The sequence below is a fragment of the Glaciecola sp. 2405UD65-10 genome, assembly GCF_048820975.1.
GTDB lineage: Bacteria > Pseudomonadota > Gammaproteobacteria > Enterobacterales > Alteromonadaceae > Glaciecola.
The window spans coordinates 312310-339171 of sequence record NZ_JBMEUF010000001.1; the positions used below are offsets into that span (position 1 = coordinate 312310).

A 26862-nucleotide genomic window follows, 5' to 3' on the forward strand; every position below is an offset into this window, starting at 1 on the left:
GATGGCTCATGAGATTAAAGTTCCCGTCTTACCTGAATCAGTTGCTGATGCAACCGTAGCAACATGGCATGTTAAATCAGGCGAAACAGTAACCCGCGACCAACATTTAGTAGATATCGAAACCGATAAAGTGGTACTTGAAGTTGTATCACCCGCTGACGGTGTGTTGAGTGAAATTTTGTTCGAAGAGGGCGCGACTGTTTTAGGCGAACAAGTGATTGCCAATGTAAGTGAAGGTGCAGTCGCCAATACGGGTAATTCAGCTGAGCCTGCTGCCAAAGCAGAAGCTCCTGCATCATCAGAAAGTAAAGGTGAAGCGAGTGACATTAAGGTTCCAGTGTTACCAGAGTCGGTAGCTGATGCAACCATCGCAACTTGGCATGTTCAAGCTGGCGAAGCAGTTAGCCGCGATCAAAACCTAGTTGATATTGAAACAGACAAAGTGGTTTTAGAAGTAGTTGCTCCGGCAGATGGTTCAATTAGCGAAATTATTGCTTCTGAAGGTTCTACTGTTGTAGCTGAAGAAATTATAGCCAAGTTTGTAAGCGGTGCTAGCGCGTCAGCGCCAGCGGCATCTGCAGCACCTGCTGAATCAGAAGATGAAAGCGATGACAGTGATGCATTAAGCCCATCAGTTCGCCGTTTACTTGCTGAGAAAGATATTGATGCAAGTAAAGTAAAAGGCACTGGAAAAGGTGGTCGTATTACTAAAGAAGATGTAGAAAAGCATCTTAATAGCAGCAGCGCTCCAGCGCCTGCAGCTAAATCAGCATCAAACGAGCCGAGTGTTGCCGAAGGTAGCCGAGTTGAGAAGCGCGTACCAATGACACGTTTGCGTAAAACAATTGCAAACCGTTTATTAGAAGCGAAAAACTCAACTGCAATGTTAACGACCTTCAATGAAGTTAATATGAAACCTATTATGGATTTGCGTAAGCAATATCAAGATGGGTTTGAGAAGCGCCACGGTATTCGTTTAGGCTTTATGTCTTTTTATGTAAAAGCGGTTACCGAAGCACTTAAGCGTTATCCTGAAGTGAACGCATCAATTGATGGTGATGACATTGTTTATCATAACTATTTTGATATCTCAATTGCCGTATCTACGCCTCGTGGCCTAGTAACGCCAGTACTGAAAGACAGCGATATGCTTGGCATGGCGGGTATTGAGAAAGGCATTAGAGAATTAGCGCTTAAAGGTCGAGATGGCAAGTTGTCGTTAGCAGAATTGCAAGGCGGAAACTTTACCATCACCAATGGTGGTGTGTTTGGTTCACTTATGTCTACCCCTATTATAAATCCACCACAAAGTGCGATTTTGGGTATGCATAAAATTCAAGACCGTCCAATGGCAGTTAACGGTAAAGTTGAAATATTACCAATGATGTACTTAGCATTGTCATATGATCACCGTATAGTGGATGGTAAGGAATCAGTAGGATTCTTAGTAACTGTTAAAGAAATGCTAGAAGACCCAACTCGTTTAATCTTAGATGTTTAAGGCTAAGCGAATTTAGAGATTTATCAACATATGTTGATATAAAGTATTCAGTTTGATAATACAGATGTATTATCTTTTAAACGCCGAATTCACAGGGAATTCGGCGCAGTTTTAACCAGACTTTACCAGAGTATTTTCGTTCGAGAATATAATGCTAAGTCTATAATCAACAAAATCGGATAAATAACCATGAATTTGCATGAATATCAGGGTAAACAGTTATTCAAAGAATACGGCTTGCCCGTTTCTGACGGAATTGCTGCTGATACACCTCAAGCTGCTGTTGAAGCCGCTAGTGCCATTGGCGGTAGCGAGTGGGTAGTTAAGTGTCAGGTACACGCGGGCGGTCGCGGTAAAGCGGGCGGCGTTAAACTAGTCAAAGATAAAGAAGATATTAGAGCTTTCGCTGAAAAGTGGTTAGGTAAAAATCTAGTAACTTATCAAACAGACGAAAATGGCCAGCCAGTTAGTCGTATCCTTGTTGAGTCATGTACAGATATTGATCAAGAACTTTATCTAGGTGCAGTTGTTGACCGTTCTTCACGAAAAATCGTGTTTATGGCGTCAACAGAAGGCGGTGTAGAAATTGAAACCGTTGCAGAAGAAACACCAGAGAAGATTCTAAAAGCTGAAATTGATCCATTAGTGGGTGCTCAGCCTTACCAAGCTCGCGAAATCGCATTTGCACTTGGCCTTAAAGGTGTTCAAGTGAAGCAATTTACTCAAATCTTTATTGGTTTGGCTAAAATGTTTGAAGATTTAGACTTAGCGCTTATCGAAATTAATCCTTTAGTGATTAAAGATGACGGTAACCTTCACTGCTTAGATGCTAAATTAGCAGTAGATAGTAACGCTATGTATCGCCAGCCTAAAGTTCGTGAAATGCACGATCCTTCGCAAGAAGATGCTCGTGAAGCACAAGCGGCGCAGTGGGAACTAAACTATGTTGCATTAGACGGCAACATTGGTTGTATGGTTAACGGTGCAGGCCTAGCAATGGGTACCATGGATATTGTGAAATTACATGGTGGCAACCCAGCTAACTTCCTTGACGTTGGCGGCGGTGCAACTAAAGAACGTGTTACTGAAGCGTTTAAAATCATTTTATCTGACAGTAACGTTAAAGCGGTACTAGTTAACATCTTCGGCGGAATTGTACGTTGTGACATGATTGCTGAAGGGATTATTGGTGCGGTTGAAGAAGTAGGTGTAAATGTACCTGTAGTTGTAAGACTAGAAGGTAACAACGCTGAGTTAGGTACTAAGAAATTAGAAGAGTGTGAACTTAACATTATTGCAGCAGCAAGCTTAAGCGATGCAGCTCAAAAAGTTGTTGATGCGGCAGGAGGTGCAGCATGAGTGTACTAATTAATAAAGACACTAAAGTAATTTGCCAAGGCTTTACTGGTGGTCAAGGTACTTTTCACTCTGAACAAGCTATCGAATACGGTACGCAAATGGTTGGTGGTGTAACACCTGGTAAAGGTGGCACAACACATTTAGGCTTGCCAGTATTTGATACTGTTAAAGATGCTGTTAAAGAAACAGGCGCAACTGCTTCTGTTATTTATGTACCAGCACCTTTCTGTAAAGATTCTATTATAGAAGCGGCAGATGCAGGCATTGAACTAATTGTATGTATTACCGAAGGTATCCCAACTATTGATATGCTTTTCGTGAAAGAATATATTTCACAGAAGGGTGTGCGTATGATTGGTCCTAACTGTCCAGGCGTAATCACGCCAGGTGAATGTAAAATTGGTATTATGCCTGGTCACATTCACAAAGCAGGTAAAGTAGGTATTGTTTCTCGCTCTGGTACATTAACGTACGAAGCGGTTAAGCAAACTACCGATGAAGGTTTCGGCCAATCTACTTGTGTAGGTATTGGTGGTGACCCAATTCCAGGCTCTAACTTCATCGATATTCTTGAGTTGTTCGAGAAAGATCCAGCTACAGAAGCAATTGTTATGATCGGCGAAATCGGCGGAAACGCTGAAGAAGAAGCTGCAGCATACATTGCTGAGCACGTAACTAAGCCTGTTGTTTCTTATATTGCTGGTGTAACTGCACCTGCTGGTAAGCGCATGGGTCATGCTGGTGCTATTATTGCTGGTGGTAAAGGTACTGCTGACGAGAAATTTAAAGCCTTAGAAGCGGCCGGTGTTAAAACGGTTCGTTCATTGGCTGACATCGGCAAAGGCCTTCGTGAAATTACCGGTTGGTAAGCTCTGGCTAAGTTGATGTTTTAGCATCTTTAATAAAAGGCTCAAATATAATTTGAGCCTTTTTTTTAACTCAAATTTTATCATGTATTGCCGTTAACTTAGGTGACTTCACTTAATTAAATGGAACCACTCACTTGGCTGAGCGTAAAGTTATTCCTAAGCAACAAGCGCCTGAAATTAAAAATATTCTTGAGCGAATGCCCGAAGACGTGGCCAGCAGTTTTACGCCTAAGCAACTTGAACATTTACATGCGGCCTTAGGTGTTCGTAGTTGGAAAAAGCACTCTATTGACTTACGTTCAACCTTATCTATCCCACTTACCCATGTACGTATTTACTATGTATTTTTAATTGGTAAAAACAGACGAGAGCTATCAAGAAGAGAGGCAAAAATATCCGCTTTCACTTCTGCATTTGTGCTTTCAATATTTCTGACATTTTCAGCTTTAGTCGGCTTGCTATTATTGTACTTACTAAAGTCGGCGCTGGGTATTAACTTATTTGATGGGTTTTCACTTGGGATATGGTCATGGTTTAAAGGGCAATTTTAAGCATTGCCCTTTTATTACTATTTGTTTTCGTCTTTTAAAATACGTACTTCACGTTGAGGGAAGGGCATATCAACGCCATTTTCTTTCAAGGTTTCAAATATAATGAGTAATAAATCACCGCCTACGCGATTTTTACCGTCATCAACGCCTATCATCCAAAACTCAACAAACATATTCACACCGCTATCACCAAAGCTATCTATTTCGCAGTCAGGACGTTCTTCAACAGGGTATTGTTCTCCGCTCAAGACCTGAGGATGTTCGGCCACAGCATCTTTTACATACTCAACCATTTCTCGAATATTTGTGGCGTAGGGTACGGCAAAGTCAACTCTATAGCGCTGTTTTGGGTCTTTGTGAGACCAGTTCACTAAAAGGTTAGATATGAACATTTCATTGGGAACTAAAATATCTTTCCCATCATAGGTTTCTAATACTGCATAACGCATTTTAAATTCGCGTACGAAACCTGTTTGTCCGTTATCAAGTTCTACATAGTCCCCAATGGTTAGCGAGCGATCTAGCAGAATTATGATGCCTGAAATAAAGTTTGAAGCAATTGATTGTAAGCCCAAACCAATACCTACACCTAAGGCCCCGCCAAAAACAGCCAGTGTAGTTAAGTTGATGCCCATTACATTTAATAAAAGTAAAACAATTATGCAAAAAAGCGTTACCTCAAATAGTTTACTGAAGACTTCTTTCGTAGGTACATCTAAAGAAGCTTGTTTGCGAATAACCGCTTTACCGAAACTATTAGATGCACGCCCAAGCCAAAACAATAAGCTACCAAATATAAGTACTCGAATAATGCCATAAGCCGACACACTTACATTGCCAATATTAAGTGAAATGTCGCTTAGTATTGCAATTACGTCATCAAGTAGCCCCACTACTTGAAGAAAAACAATAGGCAAGCCAATCCACTTAAATAATCGAGCTGCCACTGGCTCATTAACAAATACGTTAATAATAGAATTAACAAGTAGCAGCACCGCTATGGCTAAGGTGAGGTTTATTACCCAATGAGGCATGGCTAAACTTGTAGCAAGTTCATCAAATATTTTTATTAAAAAAACCGCTAATAATGGGCCTATTAACAATGAGGCTTTGTACAGCAATCGCTTCAAGGGGTGAGCATGTTCGTCAGGCTTAATATTGGTAATAGCAATATTACTGCGTACTACCTTTGATATAAGAAAAGAAAAAACATAAATCGCGGCAACAACTGCCAGCTGAATATAGGTGTGCGATTCGCTTAATGCAAGGGCTAGTTGCGTTTGTGCATCTGCAAGCGCACTTGTTATAGCGGAAGAATTCATCATGAAAAAGTGAGCACTATGTAATTGATAATTTTCAAATTCTCTAACGTGAGAGAAGTATTCATTACCACTTGATTAATTTGTTTGAGTATAACAGTAAAGATAAAAATAAATAGAAAAATGCGTTTTCTTGAGAATGTTTTTGTAAAATTATTGTTAACAAGGTTATGAATACGTATGCATAAAGATGTTAATGGTTAGTGAAAAATGTAACATAATATCAGGTAGGTAAGCGTTTGATAGATTCGGTTATACGGATCATTAACAAAGTTAGATTTTAAGCGACTCGGCTATCAACACTACATTCACATTATAAGAGACACTCGTATGAATAAATTTAAACCCAATATTATCATTAGCTCTTTGCTTGCTAGTGGTATGTTAATCGGGAGTTCGTCAATATACGCACAAGAAGACAACGCTGATGTTGAAAATCCCGAAGCGCTCGAAGTTATTGAAGTAAGAGGGTTCAGCACGAGCCTGATTAAATCATTAAATCAAAAGCGTTTTAGCGATACCGTTACTGAGCAATTATCAGCAGATGATCTTGGCGGTTTACCCGATGTTTCAATTGCCGATGCACTTACTCGCTTACCGGGCATTTCAGCGGTAAGAACAGGTGGTCAAGCTGCCGAAATAAACATTCGTGGTTTATCTGGTGATTTCGTTTTCTCAACCTTAAATGGCAGAGAGCAAGTATCTACAAGCGGCAGCCGTTCAATTGAATTTGACCAATATCCATCAGAACTTATTTCATCGGGCGCTGTTTATAAATCCCCCAAAGCGTCATTAATTGAAGGTGGCGTTGCGGGTACTGTTGAATTGAAAACCGCCAGTCCGTTATCCAACAGCGAAAAACACAAATTTAATATAAACGTTCGAGGCATGTATAACAATCGCGCTTCTGAAGTATCAGATGCTGATGAATTTGGCCACCGTTTAAGCTTCTCTTATCAAGGCCAGTTTTTAGATAACACACTGGGTTTAGCACTAGGTTATGCGCGCTTGTATCAACCAAGTGTGTCGACTCAATTTATAGGCTTAGCGTCAAACCGTGAATTAGATGTTGATGGTCTAGCCGGAGACACCGACAACTATAACCCTAATCTAAGTATTGAAGAGCAATGCCAAGAATGTGAAATAATTGGTGAAGGTTTTGAAATGCAACATAAGGGCGGGGCCGAAACTCGCGATGGTTATGTTGTAGCCTTGGAGTGGGCGCCGGTAGACAACTTTACGCTTAAAGGCGATGCGTTTTATTCTAAGTTTGATTCCGAAGCTTTTGCGCGTGGATTCAGAGTCAAGTTAGAAGCGCCTGACGTAGCCGTTGGCAACCCTATAATTGATGATAACACCGTAATTGGTGGAACATTTAACCGAGCATCCGATGGCAACACTCGGATTGAATTGGTTAATGATAATAACCAAGAGTTTGATGAAATAATGAACCTAGGCCTAAATGGCGTATGGGAAATTAACGATAACTGGACGGCCAGTTTCGATATTTCAAATTCAAGAGCAAAAAGTGATTTTAGAAATGGCTTGTTATGGTCATTAGTAGTTGATGACGCTACCGCTGAAAATCCGCAGTTTGACGAGAACGTTTCCATTACTTATGCGTTAAATGGCTTAGATTTGCCAGATTTAGGCTTTAGCCAACAAGATGCTTTCTCAGATATTGACCGTGTTTTGACCACTAAATACGGTATTTATCCTTTTCAAAATGAAGACGAACTTGATGCATATCGCCTAGACTTTACCTATTTGCTTGACGATAACCCATTCATTAGTTCAATAGAATTTGGAGCTCGTTACTCAGACCGAACGTATTCGAACGACCGGTCAGTGTATGAATACGGAAGTGACTCTGGCGTTTCTACTTCACAACCGCCGCTTCAGCTTACTCAAGATATGGTTGAGGTAGTGAATTGGGAAGGTGAGTTTTCTTATTTCCCTAGCTATTTAGCCATCGATTTAGATAAAGCGCTAAACGCTTGGTTCCCCAGCGGTATTCCTCAGCCACAACAAACTTGGGGCGGATATGATGGTGTACTTAATGCAGATCCCGATGCGGTAGCTGGCAACGATACGTCTTGGTCAGTATTGCAAAGCGGTGAAGTTTACGAAGAAGTGACATCAGCCTACATCATGGCTAACCTTAATTTTGAGATTGGCGACATTCCGGTTACGGGTAACATTGGTGTACGCATGGTGGATTCAAAGCAAGCTTCAACCTTTTTACAAGATGTAGACGGAGATATTGAAGCCGGCGCAGAGTTTATAACGGACGATGTAGGGCTTATTACCGATCAATTTCGCTCCATTATTCTTGAAGATACTTACACCGATTATTTACCGTCTCTTAACTTAAACTTTCAGATTACAGATAATTCTTACCTTCGCTTTGCTGCCGCAAAAGTAATGGGCCGTGCGCCTATTAACCAAATGTTTGCGAATACAGGTACAACTATCAATGAGCCCATTGCTCAGCGTGATATTGATACCGGTGAAATTGAGGTCTTAGGGGAGGCAAGAGTGTCAGGCCAAAGCGATAACAGCCCTTACTTACGTCCGTTTTATGCCAACCAATACGATATATCGTACGAGCGCTATTTTACTGAAACCGATGGTGCTTTAGCTATTGCCTTATTCTATAAAGATATTGTGTCGTTTGTAGATAGAAGTACCACCGATCCATACAACTTTAGGGCAAATGGATTTGACGTTCCAGATACCATTGACATTGTGGTTGGAGAGGATTTAGACGACGACCCAAGTACCCCGTTAACACCAGTACTAGACACGGGTGGTTTGCCTCTTACTGTTTCACTTCCTGTTTTAGATGGCGCATACACTACCGCGGTGAATAATGGTGAAGGGGGTTATATTCGTGGTTTAGAAGTTTCATACACACAAATATTTAGCTTCTTACCTGATATGTGGTCAGGCTTTGGAACAAATTTAAGCTATTCATACACAGAAACTGAAATTACCCGTATATCAGACCCAAACCAAGGGATTTACTCAAGCGACCTACCTGGACTATCACCTGAGGTATTGTCTGCCACTTTGTTTTATGACAACGCCAAAGGGTTTGAAACCCGCATAAATGCCCGCTATCGCGACCCATTTGTGTCACAACAGGTAGCGGTGAACTCACAAGTAGTTAACTTTGATTCAGAGCTAGTTGTGGATTTTCAAGCCTCTTATGAGATTAATGAGAATTTAGGGGTGTTGTTCCAAGCAAATAATATTACTGATGAACCTACGAAAAGTTACTTCGGTAGCGAATCGAGAACGGGCACTATCCAGTATTTTGGCACGCAATACTACCTTGGGGTGACGTATTCATTATGAGTAAATTTAACAAACATTTATTTGGCAGCCTTAACTGCCAATCGAGTATTCCCGCAACAAGCAACAACGTGGAGTTAACAAAGATGGTTAACATAAGAAAAATGATTGGGATTACCATAATAGCTTTAAGTACTTTAATACTTTCAGCGTGTGGTGGTTCTGAGGTTGATTCAGGCGAGCAAATTGCAGCCTGTGATGTGCCTAATATTTATGATTCAGCAACGCAACGTTGTGTAGCGCCACCGCCTATTATATGCGTGGCACCCGAAGTTCCTAATTCAGCAAATGATGCATGTGAAGTAGGTTATAACCCTGAACTCGCTGACCCTGTATTTACACCTAGTGCGGATCAGGCAGTGTTGTATTTCAACCGAAATGCGGTAGATGCAGATAACAGCCCTAACGATCCTGCTTACAATGGGTATAAGTTGCACACCTGGAACAACGATGAATGCGCCGCCTATGTAGACGCTGATACAGCCTGGACCGATGGCCGAGTCCACAACGGAATAGACCCTGTGTATGGTGCTTACTGGATTTTAGACTTAATTCCAGGCTACGCCGACACGCCAGGGGCTTGCCACAACTTTATTATCCACATTGGTACTGATGATTCTGGCAAGGAAATGGGGGGAGGCGACTTCAAAGGTAAGTTAACTCAAGAAGATGAACGTTTTGCCCGCATGAATTTCGTATTCAGCGGTAATAGTGCAATTTATGAATTTCCTGTTGATGCCTTAGGTGAACAGCCTGTTTCGGTTGAAGGTAGCCAAGCACATTGGCTTGATAGCCAGACTATACTTTGGGCAGTTGATGATGCATTAGTTGATTCCGTTAAGCTGCATTATTCAGACAGCGCTAATATTGAGATTACCTTAGAAGATGGCGTACTGAATAGCACAAGTGTTGAATTAACCGAAGTTGATTTAAGTACTGAGCAACAAGAAATTGCGCCTCATTTAAATGGCATTACTGCATTTGCGGGTGATTGGTCAGAAGATGACGCAAAGGCCGTGTTGAAAACCCAAGCGATTTTAGGTGCGTACAATGATGAAGGCAAGCTAGTTGCAGCCACTCGTATGCAAATTGGTAACGTGATTGACGAGCTATATACAAAAGGTGATGCTGACGCTGATGAAGCAGCGCTAGGTCCAATATACACTGATGCGGGTATTACTGCAGCAGTATGGGCTCCAACCGCACAAAATGTAAACTTGAACATATATAATTCAGGTAAGAGCTTAGATACTAGCTATCCAATGAACTACGACGCTGCTTCAGGCGTTTGGTCTTATGAAGGCGGGATGGAACTTGACCGACAGCTATATCGGTATGAAGTAAGCGTTTATTCACCCGTAAGCGATGAAATTGAAGTGTTAGACGTGACTGACCCTTATTCAGTTAGTTTATCAACCAACGGTAGGTTCTCACAATTTGTGAACTTAAATGACGATGACTTGAAACCAGATGGTTGGGATAGCCACATTATTCCAACGGTAGAAAATTTTGAAGATATAGTAATTTATGAAGGTCACATTCGTAATTTTAGTGTGCGCGATGAATCAACCAGCGAAGCTAACCGCGGTAAATACTTAGCGTTTACTGAGCAAGATTCGGTGCCAATGACGCATCTTAAAAACTTACAAGAAGCTGGCCTTACGCATTTTCATATGCTACCTGCAAATGACATTGCAACCATAAACGAAGATCCAAACCGTACCATTGAATGGACAAGCACTATTGCACAGTTTTGTGCCATTGCTCCGGCTGCCAGTGTATGCACTGATGGTACATCAACTAGCATGACCATTGCACAAGTATTTGAAAGCTTCAGTACGGTAACAGAAGGTGGTGCGGCACAGGCCTTTGCAGAGGAACTGCGTAACTACGATTTGTTTAACTGGGGCTATGATCCAAAGCACTTTAATACGCCTGAGGGTAGTTACTCAACTGATGCTGATAGCACAGCGCGCATTTTAGAAATGCGTGCCATGAACCAATCATTACATGAGATTGGCCTAAGGGTTGCTTTAGATGTTGTTTATAATCACACCAATGCTTCAGGATTATTCGCAAACTCAGTGTTTGATAAAGTAGTGCCGGGTTATTACCATCGCTATGATATAGAAACGGGCGATATAATTAGAGAAACCTGTTGTGATGACACAGAGCCAAGAAATCGCATGATGGAAAAATTCATGGAGGACTCTTTGCTTATGTGGTCTGAGCATTACAAGTTTGACGCATTTCGCTTCGATATTATGAGCCAAGCGTCTAAAACCACAATGGTAGCGTTATTTGAGTCAGTAAAAGCGATTGACGAAGATGTGTATTTCTACGGTGAAGGATGGGGTAAAGACACCGCTGCATATGGTGATTTTGAAATTGCTAGCCAGTTTAATATGGCCGGTACTGAAATAGGCACCTACAATGACCGTATCCGCGAGGCTATTCGCCAAGGTTTAATTTTCAGTGAAGAATCGAGCGAAGCAAGCTTAGATGCACAAGACAAAGTTAAAATGTCGATGGCAGGCACGCTTACAGACTTTGTTTTGAAAACATCAGGCGGTAGCGATGCACAAACCAGTGTGCTAGGCGGTTACGCCACTGACCCTGCTGACATCATTAATTATGTGTCAAAGCATGATAATGAAACCTTATGGGACCAATTTAACTATGTTTTACCAAGTTCGTATTCGCTAGAACAACGAGTAAGAGCGCAAAATATAGGTATTGGCATTCCACTTATGTCGCAAGGGATTCCATTTTTACAAATGGGAGGGGATTTCCTTCGCTCTAAGTCAATGGACCGTAACACTTACGATTCGGGCGATTGGTTTAACTACGTTGATTTCACCATGCAAACCAATAACTTTAACGTAGGTTTGCCATTAGCGGGTGACAACGAAGCACGTTGGGACGAAATAGCAAACTTCATGAATTCAGTTGACCGCGCCGCGGGCATGCATGAAATTGAATTTGCTGCTGAGGTATTTCAAGAATTGTTAAGTATTCGTTCTTCAAGCCGTTTGTTTAGATTAACGACTAGTGACGAAATTAAGCAAAGAGTGGGTTTCCACAATATTGGTGCAAGGCAGGAGTTTGGGATGATTGCCATGAGTATTGATGATGGTATTAATACTGAAGGCGCAACCATGCTCGAAGACTTAGACTCAAGCACCGATGCCTTAATGGTAGTGGTGAACTCAAGCACAGAAGAAAAATCTATTGAAGTGCGCACTGCAGAGGGTTTTGAGCTGTACAGCACCTTAATGAACTCAATAGACCCTGTAGTACGCGGCGCTAGTTTTAGCGATACTTCTGCAGATGGTGTTACCCAAGGCACGTTTACCGTTCCGGCATTAACAATAGCTGTATTTACCAAACCTCAAGGTACTCAACGTGCATATGGTTTATCAGCTATTGCAACCGCTGGTGCGCCTGACGTAGTTCCTTACGGTGATTCACCCGTTTATGTGCGTGGTGACATGAACGGATGGGGATTAGATAACGCATTTACTTACAAAGGCGAGGGCGTTTATGAAGCAACCATTCAGCTTACTTCAGGTATCAACTACGGATTTAAGGTAGCAACAGAAGATTGGTCTACAGCTAATTTAGGCAACAATGATGATCCTATTGTAGTTGAAGACATTGCGAAAACGCTTAATCCTGGCGGCGGTAATATGAGCATTAGCGTAAGCAGTGATGCAAGTTATGTATTTACCTTAGATGCCAGTGATACAGCGGCTCCTATACTTACCGTAGTAAATGAAGAGCCATATGTTGGTACTCCCGTTTATATTCGCGGTTCAATGAACAGTTGGGGCACAGATAACGAATTAGAGTATCAAGGTGGGCGTATTTACCATAGTGAAGGTATATTCATTCCTGCTGGTGAGCATTTATTTAAAGTGGCAAGTGAAGATTGGTCTACTGTGAATTTAGGTGGTGTAAGCGCAGATGCAACTGACATTACTGTTACCCTAGGTAATAACCAATACCTCGCAGCAAGTAACAACAACTTAGCACTTGATATTCAAGAGGCTGGAAACTATGTATTTATTTTCGATACTGTTGACCTTAATGAACCTAAAATAAGAGTGTTTAAAGAAGAGTTTTTTGGTAATAGTGCGGTGTATATTCGCGGTAGCATGAATGGCTGGGGAGCAGTTGATCAACTAAGCTACCAAGGTAATGGCGAATACTCTGTTAACATAACGCTAGATGGCGGTGCAGTGAATTTCAAAGTTGCCGATGCTGATTGGGCTAATATAAATCTAGGCGCGCTTAGCGGTGATGACAACGTGATTAGTGTTAACCAAGCCTTTGAACTATACGCTGATGGTAGCAGTGCTGATATTTCTATTCAGCCCGCTCCCGCTGCAGGTGATTATAAATTTACCATTAAAGGACCTGATGCAAAAGCCCCTGAGGTAATTGTTACGCCAGTAAATTAATGTAAATTTGCTTAAAATAGAGTAATAAAAACCAGCTTACGCGATGTAGCTGGTTTTTTTTTAAAAGCTTCTCATATCGTTCAATTGTTGGGCACACAGTCTTTTTAGAAAAAAACAACAATATATTCTGATTTATTTGCAAAAATCTTATCCAATTTCCATATTCTTTATCATTATTATTGCGTAATACGCGTTTTAATTATTCACAGTGATAATTCTTTAAAAACTCTACTTTAGTATTGTTATACATACCATAAACTCAATAAACAGCTTTAAATCATGGCATTTACTGCCATATCATGTAAGAAATATCGCGCAAGCTTTCATTAACTGAGGTGCTTGTTTATTTATTTAGTGAATGGAGTGTGAGGTCTAAATTGATAGACAAAATAAAAAATAATTCTTTACTTTTATAGTGTTATGTTTAACATGCATTGGGAGTAGAGAACGAGTTGTAGCAATTTTGCGACACTGTAACTAAAAAGATACAAGTTTTTTTATGTTAGTTTCTTCTGTTTCCATTTTTATACCTATTAATAGGTGCCAATCAAGATTTATGTACGACTTGAGACGTATTGCAACAAAAAATATAAAATTAGGAGACACTAGCCATGTTCGACGCACAATCTACAATTTCAAGTAATGAGATTCCTCAATCTGTAAATGTCAAAGATTTTTCAATTAAAGCCGATAAAACTCGAGCAGACGCGTTAAGATTAAAAAAACAGCGTATTGCTAGAATAAGAGAGAGACAAATGAAATTTCAAATCGAAGCGCAATGGGTGTTCGAGCATTTTACAGATCATTTTTCAGCAGTATTGGCCAAAAGCCCTGACGAACTTAAAAGTGCTTATAAAATAAGACATGAAGTATTCTGTGAAGAAATCAAAATATTTGAGGGTAACGAAACCGGTTTAGAGCGTGATAATTATGATGACTATGCCGAACAGTGCCTTATTCAGCATAACCGCTCTAAAGATTACGCTGGCTGCGTAAGGCTGATTATGCCAGAGCAAGATGATCAGATATTACCCATTGAAAAGCAGGGTATTGAGCATATTGAAAGAAAAGATCTTCTTCCTGAAAATTTCCCTCGTAATGAAGTAGCAGAAGTTTCTCGTATTTTGATTCCGAAGGTATTTAGACGACGTAAAATAGACGCCGCGGCTTGCGCAGCAAATACCGGTATCAATATTGAACATTATGACGAGAATGACATGCGTTGTTTTCCATTCATAGCCGTAGGTTTATATATGGCGTGTACTGCCATGTTTAAGAACCGAGGCAAAAACCATATCTATTTCATGGCTGACCCACGCCTAGGTAAGAGTATGCAAGTAGTTGGCTTAACTATGACGCAAATTGGCCCAGAGTTTGAATACGTAGGAAGACGTGTACCTTACTACATAGAATCAAAAAACTTCCTAGATAATTTAAAACCAGCGTTTAAAACTATGCTTGATGAATTTATGAAAAAAATCTATTAATAGATTTGCTCTTTTTGGCTAGAGCCTCCCTTACTTCATAAAGCATACCTTTAGATGTTATACCTTCAAAGTAGCGGTTATTTCATGATTATTAAATAGCCGCTAACTTTGCTTAGATTCACGCTTACTTGCATATCTAGTGTTTCATAATAATACTGTTCTCTTCTTATTCGTAAGAGTTACTTATTGCAGTACAACGAGTGCTAAATCTTCTTTCATTTTAGTCGATACACTAGAATATAAAATGAGGATACGACAATGTTTGATTATGATAACGCCTTTTCCAGAAATATTGGCTGGATTACCCACGAAGAAAAAGAAATCATCAAAAATACTAAAATAGCGATTGCTGGTTTAGGGGGCGCGGGCGGTGAACATGCCTTAACGCTTGCTCGAATGGGTTTTCAAAATTTTCATTTTTCGGATTTTGATGAATTTGAAGTTCATAATTTCAACAGGCAAGCGGGTGCGTTTATGTCCACTGTTGACAGGCCTAAATGTACCGTTATGGCCGAAATGGTGCGCGACATAAACCCCAACGCGCAAGTTAAAGAATTCCCAGGCGGCGTGACTAAAGACAACGTTGATGATTTTTTTGATGGCGTAGATATTTACGTAGACGGCATTGATTTTTTTGCATTAGAAGCAAGAAAGACGGTTTATCAAAAAGCGCAAGACAAAGGCATTCCAAACTTGTTAGCAGCTCCAATTGGTATGGGCGTAGCCTTGGCTATATTTACAAAAGATTCAATGTCATTTGACGACTACTACCAATTTAGTAGCAGTAAAAATGATGAAGAAAGCTACATCAAACTCCTGATTGGCTTAGCACCTGTGTTAATGCATCGTGATTACTTAGTTGACCCGTCATCTGCTAATTTTAAAGAAAAGCGCGGTCCATCAACGCCAATGGCAATTAAGCTCTGTTCTGGCTTGCTTTGTTCAAATGTACTAAAGTTAGTATTGAACCGAGGTGATGTAGTGGTTGCGCCTAAAGTGACTCAGTTCGATGGCTATAAAAACAAGCTTGTTTTCCCACACTTGCGATGGGGGAATAAAGGTCCTATACAGCGAATCAAATTTGGTGTGGCGAAAAAGGCTGTGAGCTAGTGTCCTTAAAGGTGTCGAACTTTTTTACACACCATTGATTAAAAAAAACACGAAATATATTAAATCCTGTTAAATCAATGGCTTGCAAAGTTGGCACTATCTATGCTTTGTTCATGGTGAAAGAATTTAACTTCAAGGAAACCATGATGACTAATTTTAAAAAACTTGCTTTAGGTGCTGCTTTGCTTACAGCTTCTGCTGCATCATACGCTGACCTACCTTTTACTGTTGATAACAGCCAAGGCGTAGCTGACACTGGTGCTGCATCTACTACTTTTGTTGCTGACAAAATCACTGGCGACTACAACGAAATCGTTGTTGTAAATAACGCTGCTGGTCAATTCTCTGCAACTATCGTTTTATCTTATACAAACTTTAGCGGTACTGTTTTTGGTACTGACACTGGTTTGAACATCAACGCTGGATACGGTTTGTATTCTGTTATCAACATTGACGGTAACGTAATCAGCAACGATGGTACAACTGTTACAACTGGTAACTGGACTGGCGATTTCAACCTTTTCTTAGACGTTGAAAGAGACACTAACTCATTTGCTGAATCAGCTATCGCAGGTATTGGTGCGACTAGCTTCAGCGCTGCTGAATTAGATGACGATGTTGAATTGCTTTCAGGTCTTATCGGTACTGGTGGTTCTGTAGGTAATGCAACAGCTGGTGGCTTTAGCTTATACTCAGACAACTTCTCTTTGAGTTCAGCTGGCGAAGCGTTCTTCATTGAACCTGACCCGTTCTACTCAATGCTTATCTCTGATGGTGATTTAGAAGATTTCTTCTCACAAATCAGCTTTGGTCCAGACGCTATTGGTGATATCCAAACGTTTGACGGTGAAGCAAGTGTTGTATTTAACGTTCCAGAGCCTTCTGCAATTGCATTAATTGGCTTAGGTTTGTTTGCATTAGGTTTCAGAGCTAGAAAATAATAATATTTAAAATATTGTTTGAAAAAAAAGCGGCCTAGTGCCGCTTTTTTTGTTATTATTTTTGGCTATACAAGGAGTTATCAATATGAAATACCTCAAGCGCATCATTATTAGTTCAAGCCTACTGTTAATTATTAGTTGTTCTAAACCCTTAACAGAAGAACAAACCCTTACTAACTCTCAAGAGCTAGTTGAAAATAATAAATCTAGTACCGCTATTATTGTTCTTAAGAAATATTTATCTGAAAATACAGGCGCAGATGCAATAAGAGCGAAGCTTGCTGAAGTATTGGCAATTTCTGGTGATTACTATGGCGCTATAGATCAGTTTAATAAAGTTAAATCCTCTCTAAATCCTAATGCTTTTGAGCGTAAAGTAGAAGCATTGTACATGACTACTGATATGTCGCTTGCCCTTGAAACTACTAAATTGAACAAAGCAAATAATCAAGCTGGGCTTCAAAATAGTGATGTAGTTGAAGCCTTGCTGTTATCGCGTTTAGAACAGGACAAAAGTGGTTTTGCTAGATTAAAAAATTCTGAGCAAAGCTTAATTGGTAAATTAGCTAATGCGGTAGCCACTTTTAGCGAGAACAGCAATACAATTGAATTTTATAATCAGTTGAATTCAATCAACGAAGAATTTGCCTCAGCTCAACAAAATTATTTGTTTTTACACTTATTTGGCAACTTTGCGTTTGTAAATTCCGAATATGAAAAGTCAGCAAATGCATACAAAGCACTTGAAGTGCTGCGCCCAGCATTTGCTAAAATTAAAGTGCTAGCCGCCGAATCATTAGTTCGCGGAAAAAATTGGCCTGAAGCTGCACAATACGTAGATGAAATATTAAAGCAATCACCTAATCAACCGGTTGCCAATCAATTAAAAGCTTTAATATCAGTTAAAGACAATGATCTAGAGACCGCTAAAATTCATATTGAACGCGCTTTATCGGGTGGTTATGAGACTCACAAAAACTACTTATTAGCGGCTGATCTTAATTTTACATTGGGTAATTATGAGCAAACCATCAACTTTTTAGAAAAAGGACTACGCGGCTTAAAAGTAAGAACCAATTACCACAACATGCTTACTTATGCTAAAGCGAAGTTAGGCGGGGATGATAATGTGCTTGATACTTTTAAGAAAAACAGTATCTCGAATTTATCAGATTTGCAGAATGTGGTGGCTTACATTGAAGGTTTAGAATCAGTAGGTGATAACCAAGCGCTTGAAAATGTAAGAGACGTAATTTCAATAAGTCCAGATGCAGATGTGGCCACTCAATTAGAATTCGCTATTTTTAACATGGTAAATGGTAAGCAAGCCAGCTATGAAAAGTCTGTAGCCGCTAGCAAGGAACTTATTGCTGACGCATATAAAAACCCAAACAACTATTCACAGAAACAAGTATTGGTCGCTAAAAATATTATAGTGGGTGATTTGGTCAAAAATCAGCAATTTAAAGAAGCTGAAAATACAATTAATGATTGGATAGAAGCAGAGCCCTTTAACTCATCTAACGCGATGTATTTAGCCGATGTTTATAACTTAAGTAAGCAATTTGAAAAAACAAAATCAATTTTAAAACCCACTGAAATAGAGTTTGATAACTCGCATATGTATATTTTGTTATCAAATGCATATGCGAATACGCAGGATTATACTGGTGCGTTAGATACAGCGAAAACTGGAATAGCGAAGTTTCCTTACAGTATAACTTTATTGCGTCAAACCGCTGCATTGAGTTTAAATTTAAATACAGATGTTTCTGAGTATGTTGAATCAATTTACGAACAAAGCGCTACACGGGTTGAAGACTCTATTCTTTTAAGCTTGTACTACGCTATGGTAAAACAAAAAAGCAAGGCCGTTAGTGTGCTTGAAAGTTTCACCTTTGAAGAGCAGAAAAGCGTAACGTATTGGTATACCTTAGCTGAATCTTATATTGCTGTAGGCGAAAATGAGAAAGCGTTAAGTGCAATCTCTAATACCTTAAATACTTATGTTTTAAGTATTGAACAAATTAATTCAATACTTAGCGTGTTAGGCAAAGTGGATGGCGTTAAGCAAAGTATTTTGCTATTAGAAGAGCAACTGGTTAACTACCCCAACAATGTGCGCTTTAAACTTCAATTAAGTGACTTATATTTATCTCAAGGCAATGTAGAACAAGCCCAAGACACGGTTGATTCACTTAGTGCGATAAACCCTGATGTAATGGTAAAAAAAGCGGATATTGCACTTCGTTCAGGTAACTTGATGACGGCTACTAAATTATATAAAGAGGCGTTTAATCAGTTTCCAACAGAGCGCACTTTAATTCCTTATGCTCAGCATTTGCATGCCGCTGGACAAACAGCTCAGGCAATGGATGAGTTAACTGCATTTAGTCAATCAAATAGTAGGGCAGTAAACGCCTTATTACTTATGGCTACTATGCAAACAGGGAGTGATGCCATGGCTAATTACCGAAAAGTGCTTGCGATTAACCCTAATAATTTAGTTGCGTTAAATAACTTGGCCTTAGCATTAAACGAAGATAAGCAGTTTGATGAAGCTAAATCTTTAGCTGATAGGGCAATTGCTTTGGCGCCAGATAACACAGAAATTCAAAATACTGTTGCCCTTGTGAACGCAAACCTATAGGAACACATCCATGTCAATGGCATTAGTACAGCTTGACTGATGCCATTTGTTTTCATAAATTCTTAGCACTGAATATATGCCATTTGGATTTTCAGTAGTACGTTTTCACCTATAAGTTCACTTAACAGTTTTTATGGAATATGCGAACCCCATCTTTATTGCCAATTGATAAAATTCTTGGCGAACTCAGCCAACAAATCATAAATCATGATTGTATTTTGATTGCGCCTCCTGGTGCAGGCAAATCAACTCGTTTACCCCTTGCATTGCTAAAGCTCAGTTGTTTTACACATAAGTTAATAATTATGCTGCAACCTCGACAAGTTGCTGCACGTTCTATAGCGCAATATTTGTCTATGCAATTAGGTCAAAAGGTAGGTCAGCATATTGGCTACCATGTTCGTGGTGACGCCAAGTATTCTACACAAACTCGTTTATTAATTATGACAGAAGGCATGCTAAGCGCGCGCATGCAGCAAGATCCTGAATTAAGTGATGTTGCGCTCATTATTTTTGATGAGTTCCATGAACGCAGTATTTATTCTGATATTGCACTAGGCTTAGCTTTAGAAATTCAGCAAGGCTTACGTGAAGATTTACGTTTATTGGTGATGTCAGCTACTTTGGAGGTTAAACCTGTTCAGGACTTGCTACCCTTAGCTAAACTCTTAGAATGTGAGGGGCGCTCTTATCCAATACAGTATATATATAGGCCACTTTTAGCCTCAAATATACAGCATAAGGGCCAGCGAAACACAAAGCAGTTTGCACTTCGAAACTGGCTTATAAAAGTTATAGAAGAAGCTTTCGAAGAGCACGAGGGCCATATACTCGTATTTCTATCGGGCGCCAGTGATATATTTTTTGTGCAAGGCCGTCTTAAATCAAAGATTGAAAACGGTATTTTCCCTAATACTATTGTAGCGCCATTATTAGGCATACTATCAGCCCAAGAACAACAGTTAGCTATTGATGTTCCCCCTAAAGGCGTTCGTAAAATAGTTTTGGCTACCAATATTGCAGAAACAAGTTTAACCATTGATGGTGTAAGCGTTGTTATTGATTCTGGTCTAGAAAAAGTGCAGAAGTTTAATATTAGTCGCGGCACAAACATGTTAGTTGAACAAGCTATTTCTAAAGCGTCTAGTACGCAGCGAGCGGGAAGAGCCGGTCGCCAACAAGCAGGTATATGTTACCGCTTATGGGATGAACAAAAGCAACAATACCTTGTTCAGGCGAGTAAACCACAAATTACTGACATGGACATTAGCCGCGAATTGCTAATGCTCAAAGAGTGGGGCAGTTCATTTGACGATTTACCGCTGATTGATAAGCCAAGCAAAGCCCAAGTGAGTGCCGCAAGTGATTTACTGGCTCAATTAGGGTTTATTAATGCTGACAAAAGTCTAAGTTTGTTAGGAAAAAAAGCCGCCAAATTTTCCACTCATCCTAGGCTAGCGAAGTTACTTTTATTAGCGCAACATGAATATCATCATGATGCACTACTTATTATATTTATTGTTAGTATTTTAGAAGGTAAGTCTATTTCGCAAGATGCTGGTAGCTTAGACATTGAAGCTCAAATTAGGTTTTTGCAAAGCAATAGCCGCCATCCTATTCACAGTGATATTAAAAGGTGGGCTAAACATTTTAAAATTCCAGTGGATTGTTCATTTGAATTATCATCTTTAGATAACATTTTGTTAGCTAGCTTTCCTGATGCTATAGCCAAGCAAAAACCTGATGGTGGTTATCTTATGAGTAGTGGCAACGGCATTGAGTTTCATAGTGCGCTTGTAAATGAAAATATGCACATAGAATGGCTTATTTGTTTGGAGCAGCGCATATTAAGTACCCATGGTGGCAATGCCCAAATTAGTCTATTTCATCGCCTTAGTCCGCAAAGTATACGCAACCATATTAATGAGCAGAAAACGCGCAGCGTGAACACCTTTTGGGATAAACAAAATGAGAAAATTGCATCAAAGCAAGTCGATGCTTTGGGGGCAATTATTCTTAATGAACAAGCAATCAGCACCCCAAACTCTGCAAAAGCTAGCACTTTATTAATGCAACATATTAGTGAAAAGGGTGCCCATTTTTTTGAGCATGAAAAGTTAATAAAGGTGCGCGAGTTTATTATGCGTTTAGAGTGTGCTCGCCTGCTAAGTGCAAATGCAACTATTCCAAATATGTCGCCACTACGGATTTTCGATGATGCTGAAAATTGGCTTTTACCGTTTTTGCACAATATTACGAGCATGAAGCAAGCGCTCAACCTAGAGTGGATGAGTATAATAAAAAGTAGACTAGATTATTCACAGCAGCAAGAACTTGAACGTGAATTTCCAGCGTACTTTAAAGCTCCCTCAGGGCATAATCATCCTTTACATTATGCGGTAAATAGCCAAGAGGAATGTTCGGTTACTTTAGCAATTAGAATGCAAGAATTATATGGCTTAAACAAAGCTATTACCGTTGGGAATAAACATTGGCCAGTAACAATATCTATTTTATCTCCTGCTCAGCGTGAAATTCAAAAAACGCAAGACTTACCCGGATTTTGGGAGGGCAGCTATAAAGCCGTTCAAAAAGAAATGAAAGGACGGTATCCAAAGCATTTTTGGCCAGATAAACCCGCTCATGCAAAGCCAACCACAAAAACCAAAAAGAATATGTAGTTCAAATTTATAGCAATGCATATTTTATGAATACGTATGTAGCTTCATTAACAAGTTGTTAACGGTTATCCTAGGACTATAAGTTTACGGTTCAATAAGGTTACTGTGTGAATAACAAATTAACATTTCTTTCAAAAAAGCGGCAATTAACATTACTAGGCATAGCGGTATGTGTGTTTAGTCTTGGAGCTTGTGAGCAAAAGACGAGCGGTGAAAAACCCCATAAAACGTTAGCCAATGGCTTAAGTACCAAACAGATGAAACTTGATATGCGCGCAAACCACCTACCAACACCTTTGTCCATGCATCATGCTCAGGGTGAAGGTAAACCTGTTATATATCAAGTATTCACCCGTTTGTTCGGAAATACGAACAATAATAATAAGCCTTGGGGCACTATTGATGAAAACGGTGTAGGAAAATTCAATGACTTCAATGATGCCGCGCTTCAAGGTATTGCCGAGCTAGGTACTTCGTATGTTTGGTATACCGGCGTAATGCATCACGCCCTTATAAATGATTATTCCAAGTTCGGAATTTCTTTAGATGACCCTGATGTTGTTAAAGGGCGAGCAGGTTCGCCTTATGCGGTGAAAGATTACTACAATGTTAATCCTGATTTAGCTGAAGATCCTAAGCATCGTTTGGCTGAGTTTGAAGCATTAATACGTCGCACGCATAAACATAACATGAAAGTAATTGTTGATATTGTACCAAACCATGTTGCACGCCGTTACGAATCGCTAAGCTTACCAATGGGTCAAAGTAATTTTGGCGCCAGCGATGATACAAGTGTGGCTTACAGTAAGCACAACAATTTTTACTATATTCCCAGTACTTCTTTCGAAGTACCAGAGCAGCAGTCAAAGCAGCAAGTGTTAGGCGGCGAAGCCCATCCATTAGCGGATGGAAAATTCACAGAGCAGCCAGCGAAATGGACGGGTAATGGCTCGCGCGCCGTTAAACCAAGTGCAAATGATTGGTATGAAACCGTTAAGGTTAACTACGGCGTTCGTCCAGACGGCACTTATGATTTTCCAAGCTTACCTAACGAATACAATGAATTAGGGCATGCAGAGCATTACGCTTTTTGGCAACAACAAAACGACTTACCTGACTCGTGGTATAAATTTGAAGCCATAGCCCATTATTGGCTTGAAAAAGGTGTTGATGGTTTTCGTTATGACATGGCTGAAATGGTACCGGTAGAGTTCTGGTCTTTTTTAAACTCATCTATTAAACACAAATATCCTAAGGCTTTGCTACTAGCAGAAGTATATAACCCGAGTTTGTATCGTGATTACATTAAGCTTGGCAAAATGGACTATTTATATGACAAAGTTGAGTTTTACGACTCTTTAAAGCTGGTTATGCAGGGGACTGGCGATACTAAATCACTCGAAGATGTGCAAAGCTCAATGCAAGACATAGCCCCTCACATGCTACATTTTTTAGAAAATCATGATGAACAACGTATAGCTAGCCCTGAGTTTGCAGGGAGTGCTGCTAAAGGAATGCCAGCATTGGTGGTTTCAGCCTTAATAAGTGATTCTCCTACTATGCTTTATTTTGGCCAAGATGTGGGTGAAGATGGCAGTGAAGAAACGGGTTTTGGTGATCCTAGCCGCACAACTATTTTTGATTATGCCGGCGTGCCCGCGCATCAACGGTGGATGAATAAAGGCAACTTTGATGGGGCACAGTTAAGTGATAACGAGCAATCGTTAAGACGTTTTTACATAGATGTAATGAACATATCAGCGCATCATCCCGCTATGTTAGGTGAATATCAAAGCCTGCATTCATTCAATATAAATAACTTAAGCAGCAAATACAGTAAGCATCAATTTTCATTTGTTCGCTATGTGGATAATTCCGCTTTGATTGTAGTGAGTAATTTTCAAGAATCTAAGGTTGAACTTAGCTTGCAATTACCCAATGAATTAATGGATGTATGGAAGCTTAATAAACCAATGACACCTTTGCTTGATTTAATGGTTGAAACTGAAAACCAAATTGAGCGCCGCGAAAATAAATACTTCATTGATATTAAGCTAGCGCCTTTAGGTTCGGTAGTTTACGAAGTGAAATTAGGAAGCAGCAATGAATAAAACTACCTATTATGTTTATGCCTTTATACTTGCCTTTTTTGTTGCATATAGCAGTTATGCTCAGCCAAATCAGCGCAAGCTTATAAGTGCGCAGTATACAAAACAGTATGTTGAACTGCAGCTAAGTGATGGGCCGGTTCGAATTACGCCCTTAAATGAGGGGACGGTAGAGGTTTTCTACCAACCGAAAGGGGTAGGTCAGCTTCCATCATTTGCTTTGCCAGAAAACCCTACGCATTTTAAAGACACCCAATGGAATATTGTTGAGGAGGGATACGAACTGATTCTTCCCAATTTGCGGATACATATTCAAAGCAAGCCCTACAAATTAAGTTATTACAATAACAGTGGTTTGTTAAGTGAAGAAGAGGTGGGTTTGTTTCACTATGAAACGCTTCGCGGATTTCGATTTTCATTAAATGATAATGAAAAGATTATGGGCGGCGGCCAACGAGTATTAGGTATGGACCGCCGAGGTCATCGTTTACCTTTATATAATAAAGCGCACTACGGCTACAACGGCGAATCGAAGCAAATGTATTATGGCTTGCCTGCCATTATGTCTGATAAAACCTACATTATTGCATTTGATAATTCAGCCAATGGATATTTAGACATTGGTCATACACAAACTAACGTACTGCAATTTGAAGCAGATGCAGGGCGTACCTCGTATATTTTTAGCGCGGGTAACAACTATAAGGAGCTTATAGAAACCTTTGTTGATGCAACGGGCAAACAACCATTGCCTCCGCGGTGGGCGCTTGGCAATTATGCATCTCGCTTTGGGTATAAAAGCCAGCAGGAAGTATTAGATACCATAGGTTTGTTTAAAGAAAAGGGCTTTCCAGTTGACGCAGTAGTGCTTGATCTTTATTGGTTTGGGGCCGACATAAAAGGTCATATGGGAAATTTATCATGGGATAAAGCGAATTGGCCTGAGCCTGAAAAAATGATTAAAACCTTAAGTGATCAAGGCGTTAAAACCATTTTAATTACAGAGCCATTTATACTGTCAAGCTCAAGCCAATGGGAAAGCGCTGTTAATAATCAAGCCTTAAGTAAAACACCATCGGGCGAACCTAAACGTTTTGATTTTTATTTTGGCAATACAGGTTTAGTGGATGTATTTGATGAAAATGCACAAGATTGGTTTTGGCAATTTTACGAAAAACTTAATCAACAAGGTGTTGCTGGCTGGTGGGGAGATTTAGGCGAGCCTGAGGTGCATCCAGCTGATGCTCTTCATAATTTTAACGGGGCGATGCATACCGCTAACGAACTGCACAATGCTTATGGACACACTTGGGCCAAAATGGTGTACAACAAACAGTTACAAAGCCGACCAAACGAGCGGCCTTTTATTATGATGCGTTCTGGCTTCATTGGCAGTCAGCGATATGCCATGGTGCCATGGACCGGAGATGTAGAACGCTCTTGGGGAGGGCTTAAGACTCAAGTTGAACTTGCCTTACAAATGAGCATATTTGGATTAGCATACACCCATTCAGATTTAGGTGGGTTCGCTGGCGGTGATATCTTTGATGCACCGTTATATATTCGCTGGCTACAATATGGTGTATTCCAACCGGTTTATAGGCCTCATGCACAAGACCATATTGCGCCTGAGCCAGTATTCCACGATGAAACTACCCAGGGAATGGTTCGAGAATACGTAAAGTTACGCTACCGCATGCTGCCATATAATTATTCATTGAGCATGCAAAACTCACTCAGCGGCTTACCTATGATGCGTCCGCTATTCATAGATTATCCGCAACAAGCTATAGAACGAACTGACGCTTATATGTGGGGCGATGCATTTTTAGTTGCTCCTATAGTGGAGCAGGGTGAGCTATCAAAAATCGTAAATCTACCACAGGGATTCTGGTTTAATTATTGGACTGATACTATTTACGAAGGTGGTAAATCACATACCATTGATGCGCCTTTAAATGAATTGCCGGTGATGGTCAAAGCGGGTTCGTTTGTGCCCATGGTAAATGATATTAACAATACCGAAGCATATTCTACTAAAGATTTACACGTGCATTACTATCATCATAGCAGCGTCTTAAATAATACTTATGTGATGTATGATGATGACGGTAAATCGCCTAATAGCCTTGCTAAAAAACACTTTCAAACCCTTAGTTTCAGTGCGGCAAGTCAGATAGAAACTGGCAAAGATACTTCTGAGCATCGTAAAAATAGCTTAGCTTTGCGCTGTAAACTAGTAGGAAATTTCGAGGGCGCACCTTACCGTAGAAAGGTGAACTTTCACATTCATGGTGTAATTAAAAAACCTAGCAAGGTGTGGGTAGACAATAAACCTTATGATGTAAGTGAACAATCTACGAAAAACAAAAAGCAGGCAATTTATGATGCTAATACGCAATCGCTGAAAGTGACGGGTATATTGGTGTCAGACTTGAGCGTGAAACTTAAGTGGTGATACTTGTT

General features: G+C 40.0%; 14 protein-coding genes. 13 read left to right on the forward strand and 1 reads right to left on the reverse strand.

Translation table 11 applies throughout. The features are described 5' to 3' along the window. Position 1: 1 nt before the first annotated feature. The 4 genes from odhB (at position 2) to ACOI22_RS01465 (ending at position 4280) form a co-directional block, all read left to right on the forward strand. Complete coding sequence (gene odhB, locus ACOI22_RS01450; RefSeq protein ID WP_420669469.1) at positions 2–1501, forward strand: 2-oxoglutarate dehydrogenase complex dihydrolipoyllysine-residue succinyltransferase; 1500 nt, start codon at positions 2–4, stop codon at positions 1499–1501. Between the two features lie 189 nt (positions 1502–1690). Further along, on the forward strand, positions 1691–2860 hold the full coding sequence (sucC, locus tag ACOI22_RS01455; RefSeq protein ID WP_420669471.1) for an ADP-forming succinate--CoA ligase subunit beta: 1170 nt from the start codon (positions 1691–1693) through the stop codon (positions 2858–2860). Next, positions 2857–3729 (forward strand): succinate--CoA ligase subunit alpha, encoded by an 873-nt coding sequence (gene sucD / locus ACOI22_RS01460; protein WP_420669473.1) that lies wholly within the window; start codon positions 2857–2859, stop codon positions 3727–3729. The genes sucC and sucD overlap by 4 nt, the downstream gene beginning before the upstream one ends. Positions 3730–3863: 134 nt before the next feature. Continuing rightward, positions 3864–4280 (forward strand): 3-phosphoshikimate 1-carboxyvinyltransferase, encoded by a 417-nt coding sequence (locus ACOI22_RS01465; RefSeq protein WP_420669475.1) that lies wholly within the window; start codon positions 3864–3866, stop codon positions 4278–4280. 17 nt (positions 4281–4297) lie between these two features. Here the strand turns inward: ACOI22_RS01465 and ACOI22_RS01470 are convergent, their stop codons facing one another. Further along, complete coding sequence (locus ACOI22_RS01470; protein ID WP_420672291.1) at positions 4298–5602, reverse strand: mechanosensitive ion channel family protein; 1305 nt, start codon at positions 5600–5602, stop codon at positions 4298–4300. Positions 5603–5929: 327 nt separating this feature from the next. Here ACOI22_RS01470 and ACOI22_RS01475 point away from each other — a divergent pair, with 327 nt between their 5' ends. From ACOI22_RS01475 to ACOI22_RS01515, 9 genes are all read left to right on the forward strand, one after another. Continuing rightward, entirely contained in the window at positions 5930–8959 is a 3030-nt protein-coding gene (locus ACOI22_RS01475; RefSeq protein WP_420669477.1) for a TonB-dependent receptor, read from the forward strand. 83 nt (positions 8960–9042) lie between these two features. Then, entirely contained in the window at positions 9043–13419 is a 4377-nt protein-coding gene (locus ACOI22_RS01480; RefSeq protein ID WP_420672292.1) for an alpha-1,6-glucosidase domain-containing protein, read from the forward strand. A gap of 611 nt (positions 13420–14030) precedes the next feature. Further along, the gene (locus tag ACOI22_RS01485; protein ID WP_420669479.1) at positions 14031–14906 is read left to right on the forward strand and encodes a PEP-CTERM/exosortase system-associated acyltransferase; all 876 of its coding nucleotides are present in this window, start codon (positions 14031–14033) and stop codon (positions 14904–14906) included. A 258-nt stretch (positions 14907–15164) separates the two neighbouring features. Next, positions 15165–16016, forward strand: a complete 852-nt coding sequence (locus ACOI22_RS01490; protein WP_420669481.1) for a ThiF family adenylyltransferase — start codon at positions 15165–15167, stop codon at positions 16014–16016. Positions 16017–16159: 143 nt separating this feature from the next. Continuing rightward, entirely contained in the window at positions 16160–16957 is a 798-nt protein-coding gene (pepA, locus tag ACOI22_RS01495) for a flocculation-associated PEP-CTERM protein PepA (protein WP_420669483.1), read from the forward strand. A gap of 85 nt (positions 16958–17042) precedes the next feature. Beyond that, a complete protein-coding gene (locus ACOI22_RS01500) occupies positions 17043–19607 on the forward strand; it encodes a tetratricopeptide repeat protein (protein ID WP_420669485.1) in 2565 nt (854 codons plus the stop codon). A gap of 140 nt (positions 19608–19747) precedes the next feature. Next, complete coding sequence (hrpB, locus tag ACOI22_RS01505) at positions 19748–22288, forward strand: ATP-dependent helicase HrpB (RefSeq protein WP_420669487.1); 2541 nt, start codon at positions 19748–19750, stop codon at positions 22286–22288. A gap of 269 nt (positions 22289–22557) precedes the next feature. Then, positions 22558–24399 (forward strand): alpha-amylase family protein, encoded by a 1842-nt coding sequence (locus ACOI22_RS01510; RefSeq protein WP_420672294.1) that lies wholly within the window; start codon positions 22558–22560, stop codon positions 24397–24399. Beyond that, on the forward strand, positions 24392–26854 hold the full coding sequence (locus tag ACOI22_RS01515; RefSeq protein ID WP_420669489.1) for a TIM-barrel domain-containing protein: 2463 nt from the start codon (positions 24392–24394) through the stop codon (positions 26852–26854). The genes ACOI22_RS01510 and ACOI22_RS01515 overlap by 8 nt, the downstream gene beginning before the upstream one ends. Positions 26855–26862: the final 8 nt, after the last annotated feature.

What these genes read in the sequence shown, in the direction of transcription:
- odhB (WP_420669469.1), top strand. Translation starts at nt 2, where the DNA reads ATGGCTCATGAGATTAAAGTTCCCGTCTTACCTGAATCAGTTGCTGAT.
- sucC (WP_420669471.1), top strand. Translation starts at nt 1,691, where the DNA reads ATGAATTTGCATGAATATCAGGGTAAACAGTTATTCAAAGAATACGGC.
- sucD (WP_420669473.1), top strand. Translation starts at nt 2,857, where the DNA reads ATGAGTGTACTAATTAATAAAGACACTAAAGTAATTTGCCAAGGCTTT.
- ACOI22_RS01470 (WP_420672291.1), bottom strand. Translation starts at nt 5,602, where the DNA reads ATGAATTCTTCCGCTATAACAAGTGCGCTTGCAGATGCACAAACGCAA.
- ACOI22_RS01475 (WP_420669477.1), top strand. Translation starts at nt 5,930, where the DNA reads ATGAATAAATTTAAACCCAATATTATCATTAGCTCTTTGCTTGCTAGT.
- ACOI22_RS01480 (WP_420672292.1), top strand. Translation starts at nt 9,043, where the DNA reads ATGGTTAACATAAGAAAAATGATTGGGATTACCATAATAGCTTTAAGT.
- ACOI22_RS01485 (WP_420669479.1), top strand. Translation starts at nt 14,031, where the DNA reads ATGTTCGACGCACAATCTACAATTTCAAGTAATGAGATTCCTCAATCT.
- ACOI22_RS01490 (WP_420669481.1), top strand. Translation starts at nt 15,165, where the DNA reads ATGTTTGATTATGATAACGCCTTTTCCAGAAATATTGGCTGGATTACC.
- pepA (WP_420669483.1), top strand. Translation starts at nt 16,160, where the DNA reads ATGATGACTAATTTTAAAAAACTTGCTTTAGGTGCTGCTTTGCTTACA.
- ACOI22_RS01500 (WP_420669485.1), top strand. Translation starts at nt 17,043, where the DNA reads ATGAAATACCTCAAGCGCATCATTATTAGTTCAAGCCTACTGTTAATT.
- hrpB (WP_420669487.1), top strand. Translation starts at nt 19,748, where the DNA reads ATGCGAACCCCATCTTTATTGCCAATTGATAAAATTCTTGGCGAACTC.
- ACOI22_RS01510 (WP_420672294.1), top strand. Translation starts at nt 22,558, where the DNA reads ATGCGCGCAAACCACCTACCAACACCTTTGTCCATGCATCATGCTCAG.
- ACOI22_RS01515 (WP_420669489.1), top strand. Translation starts at nt 24,392, where the DNA reads ATGAATAAAACTACCTATTATGTTTATGCCTTTATACTTGCCTTTTTT.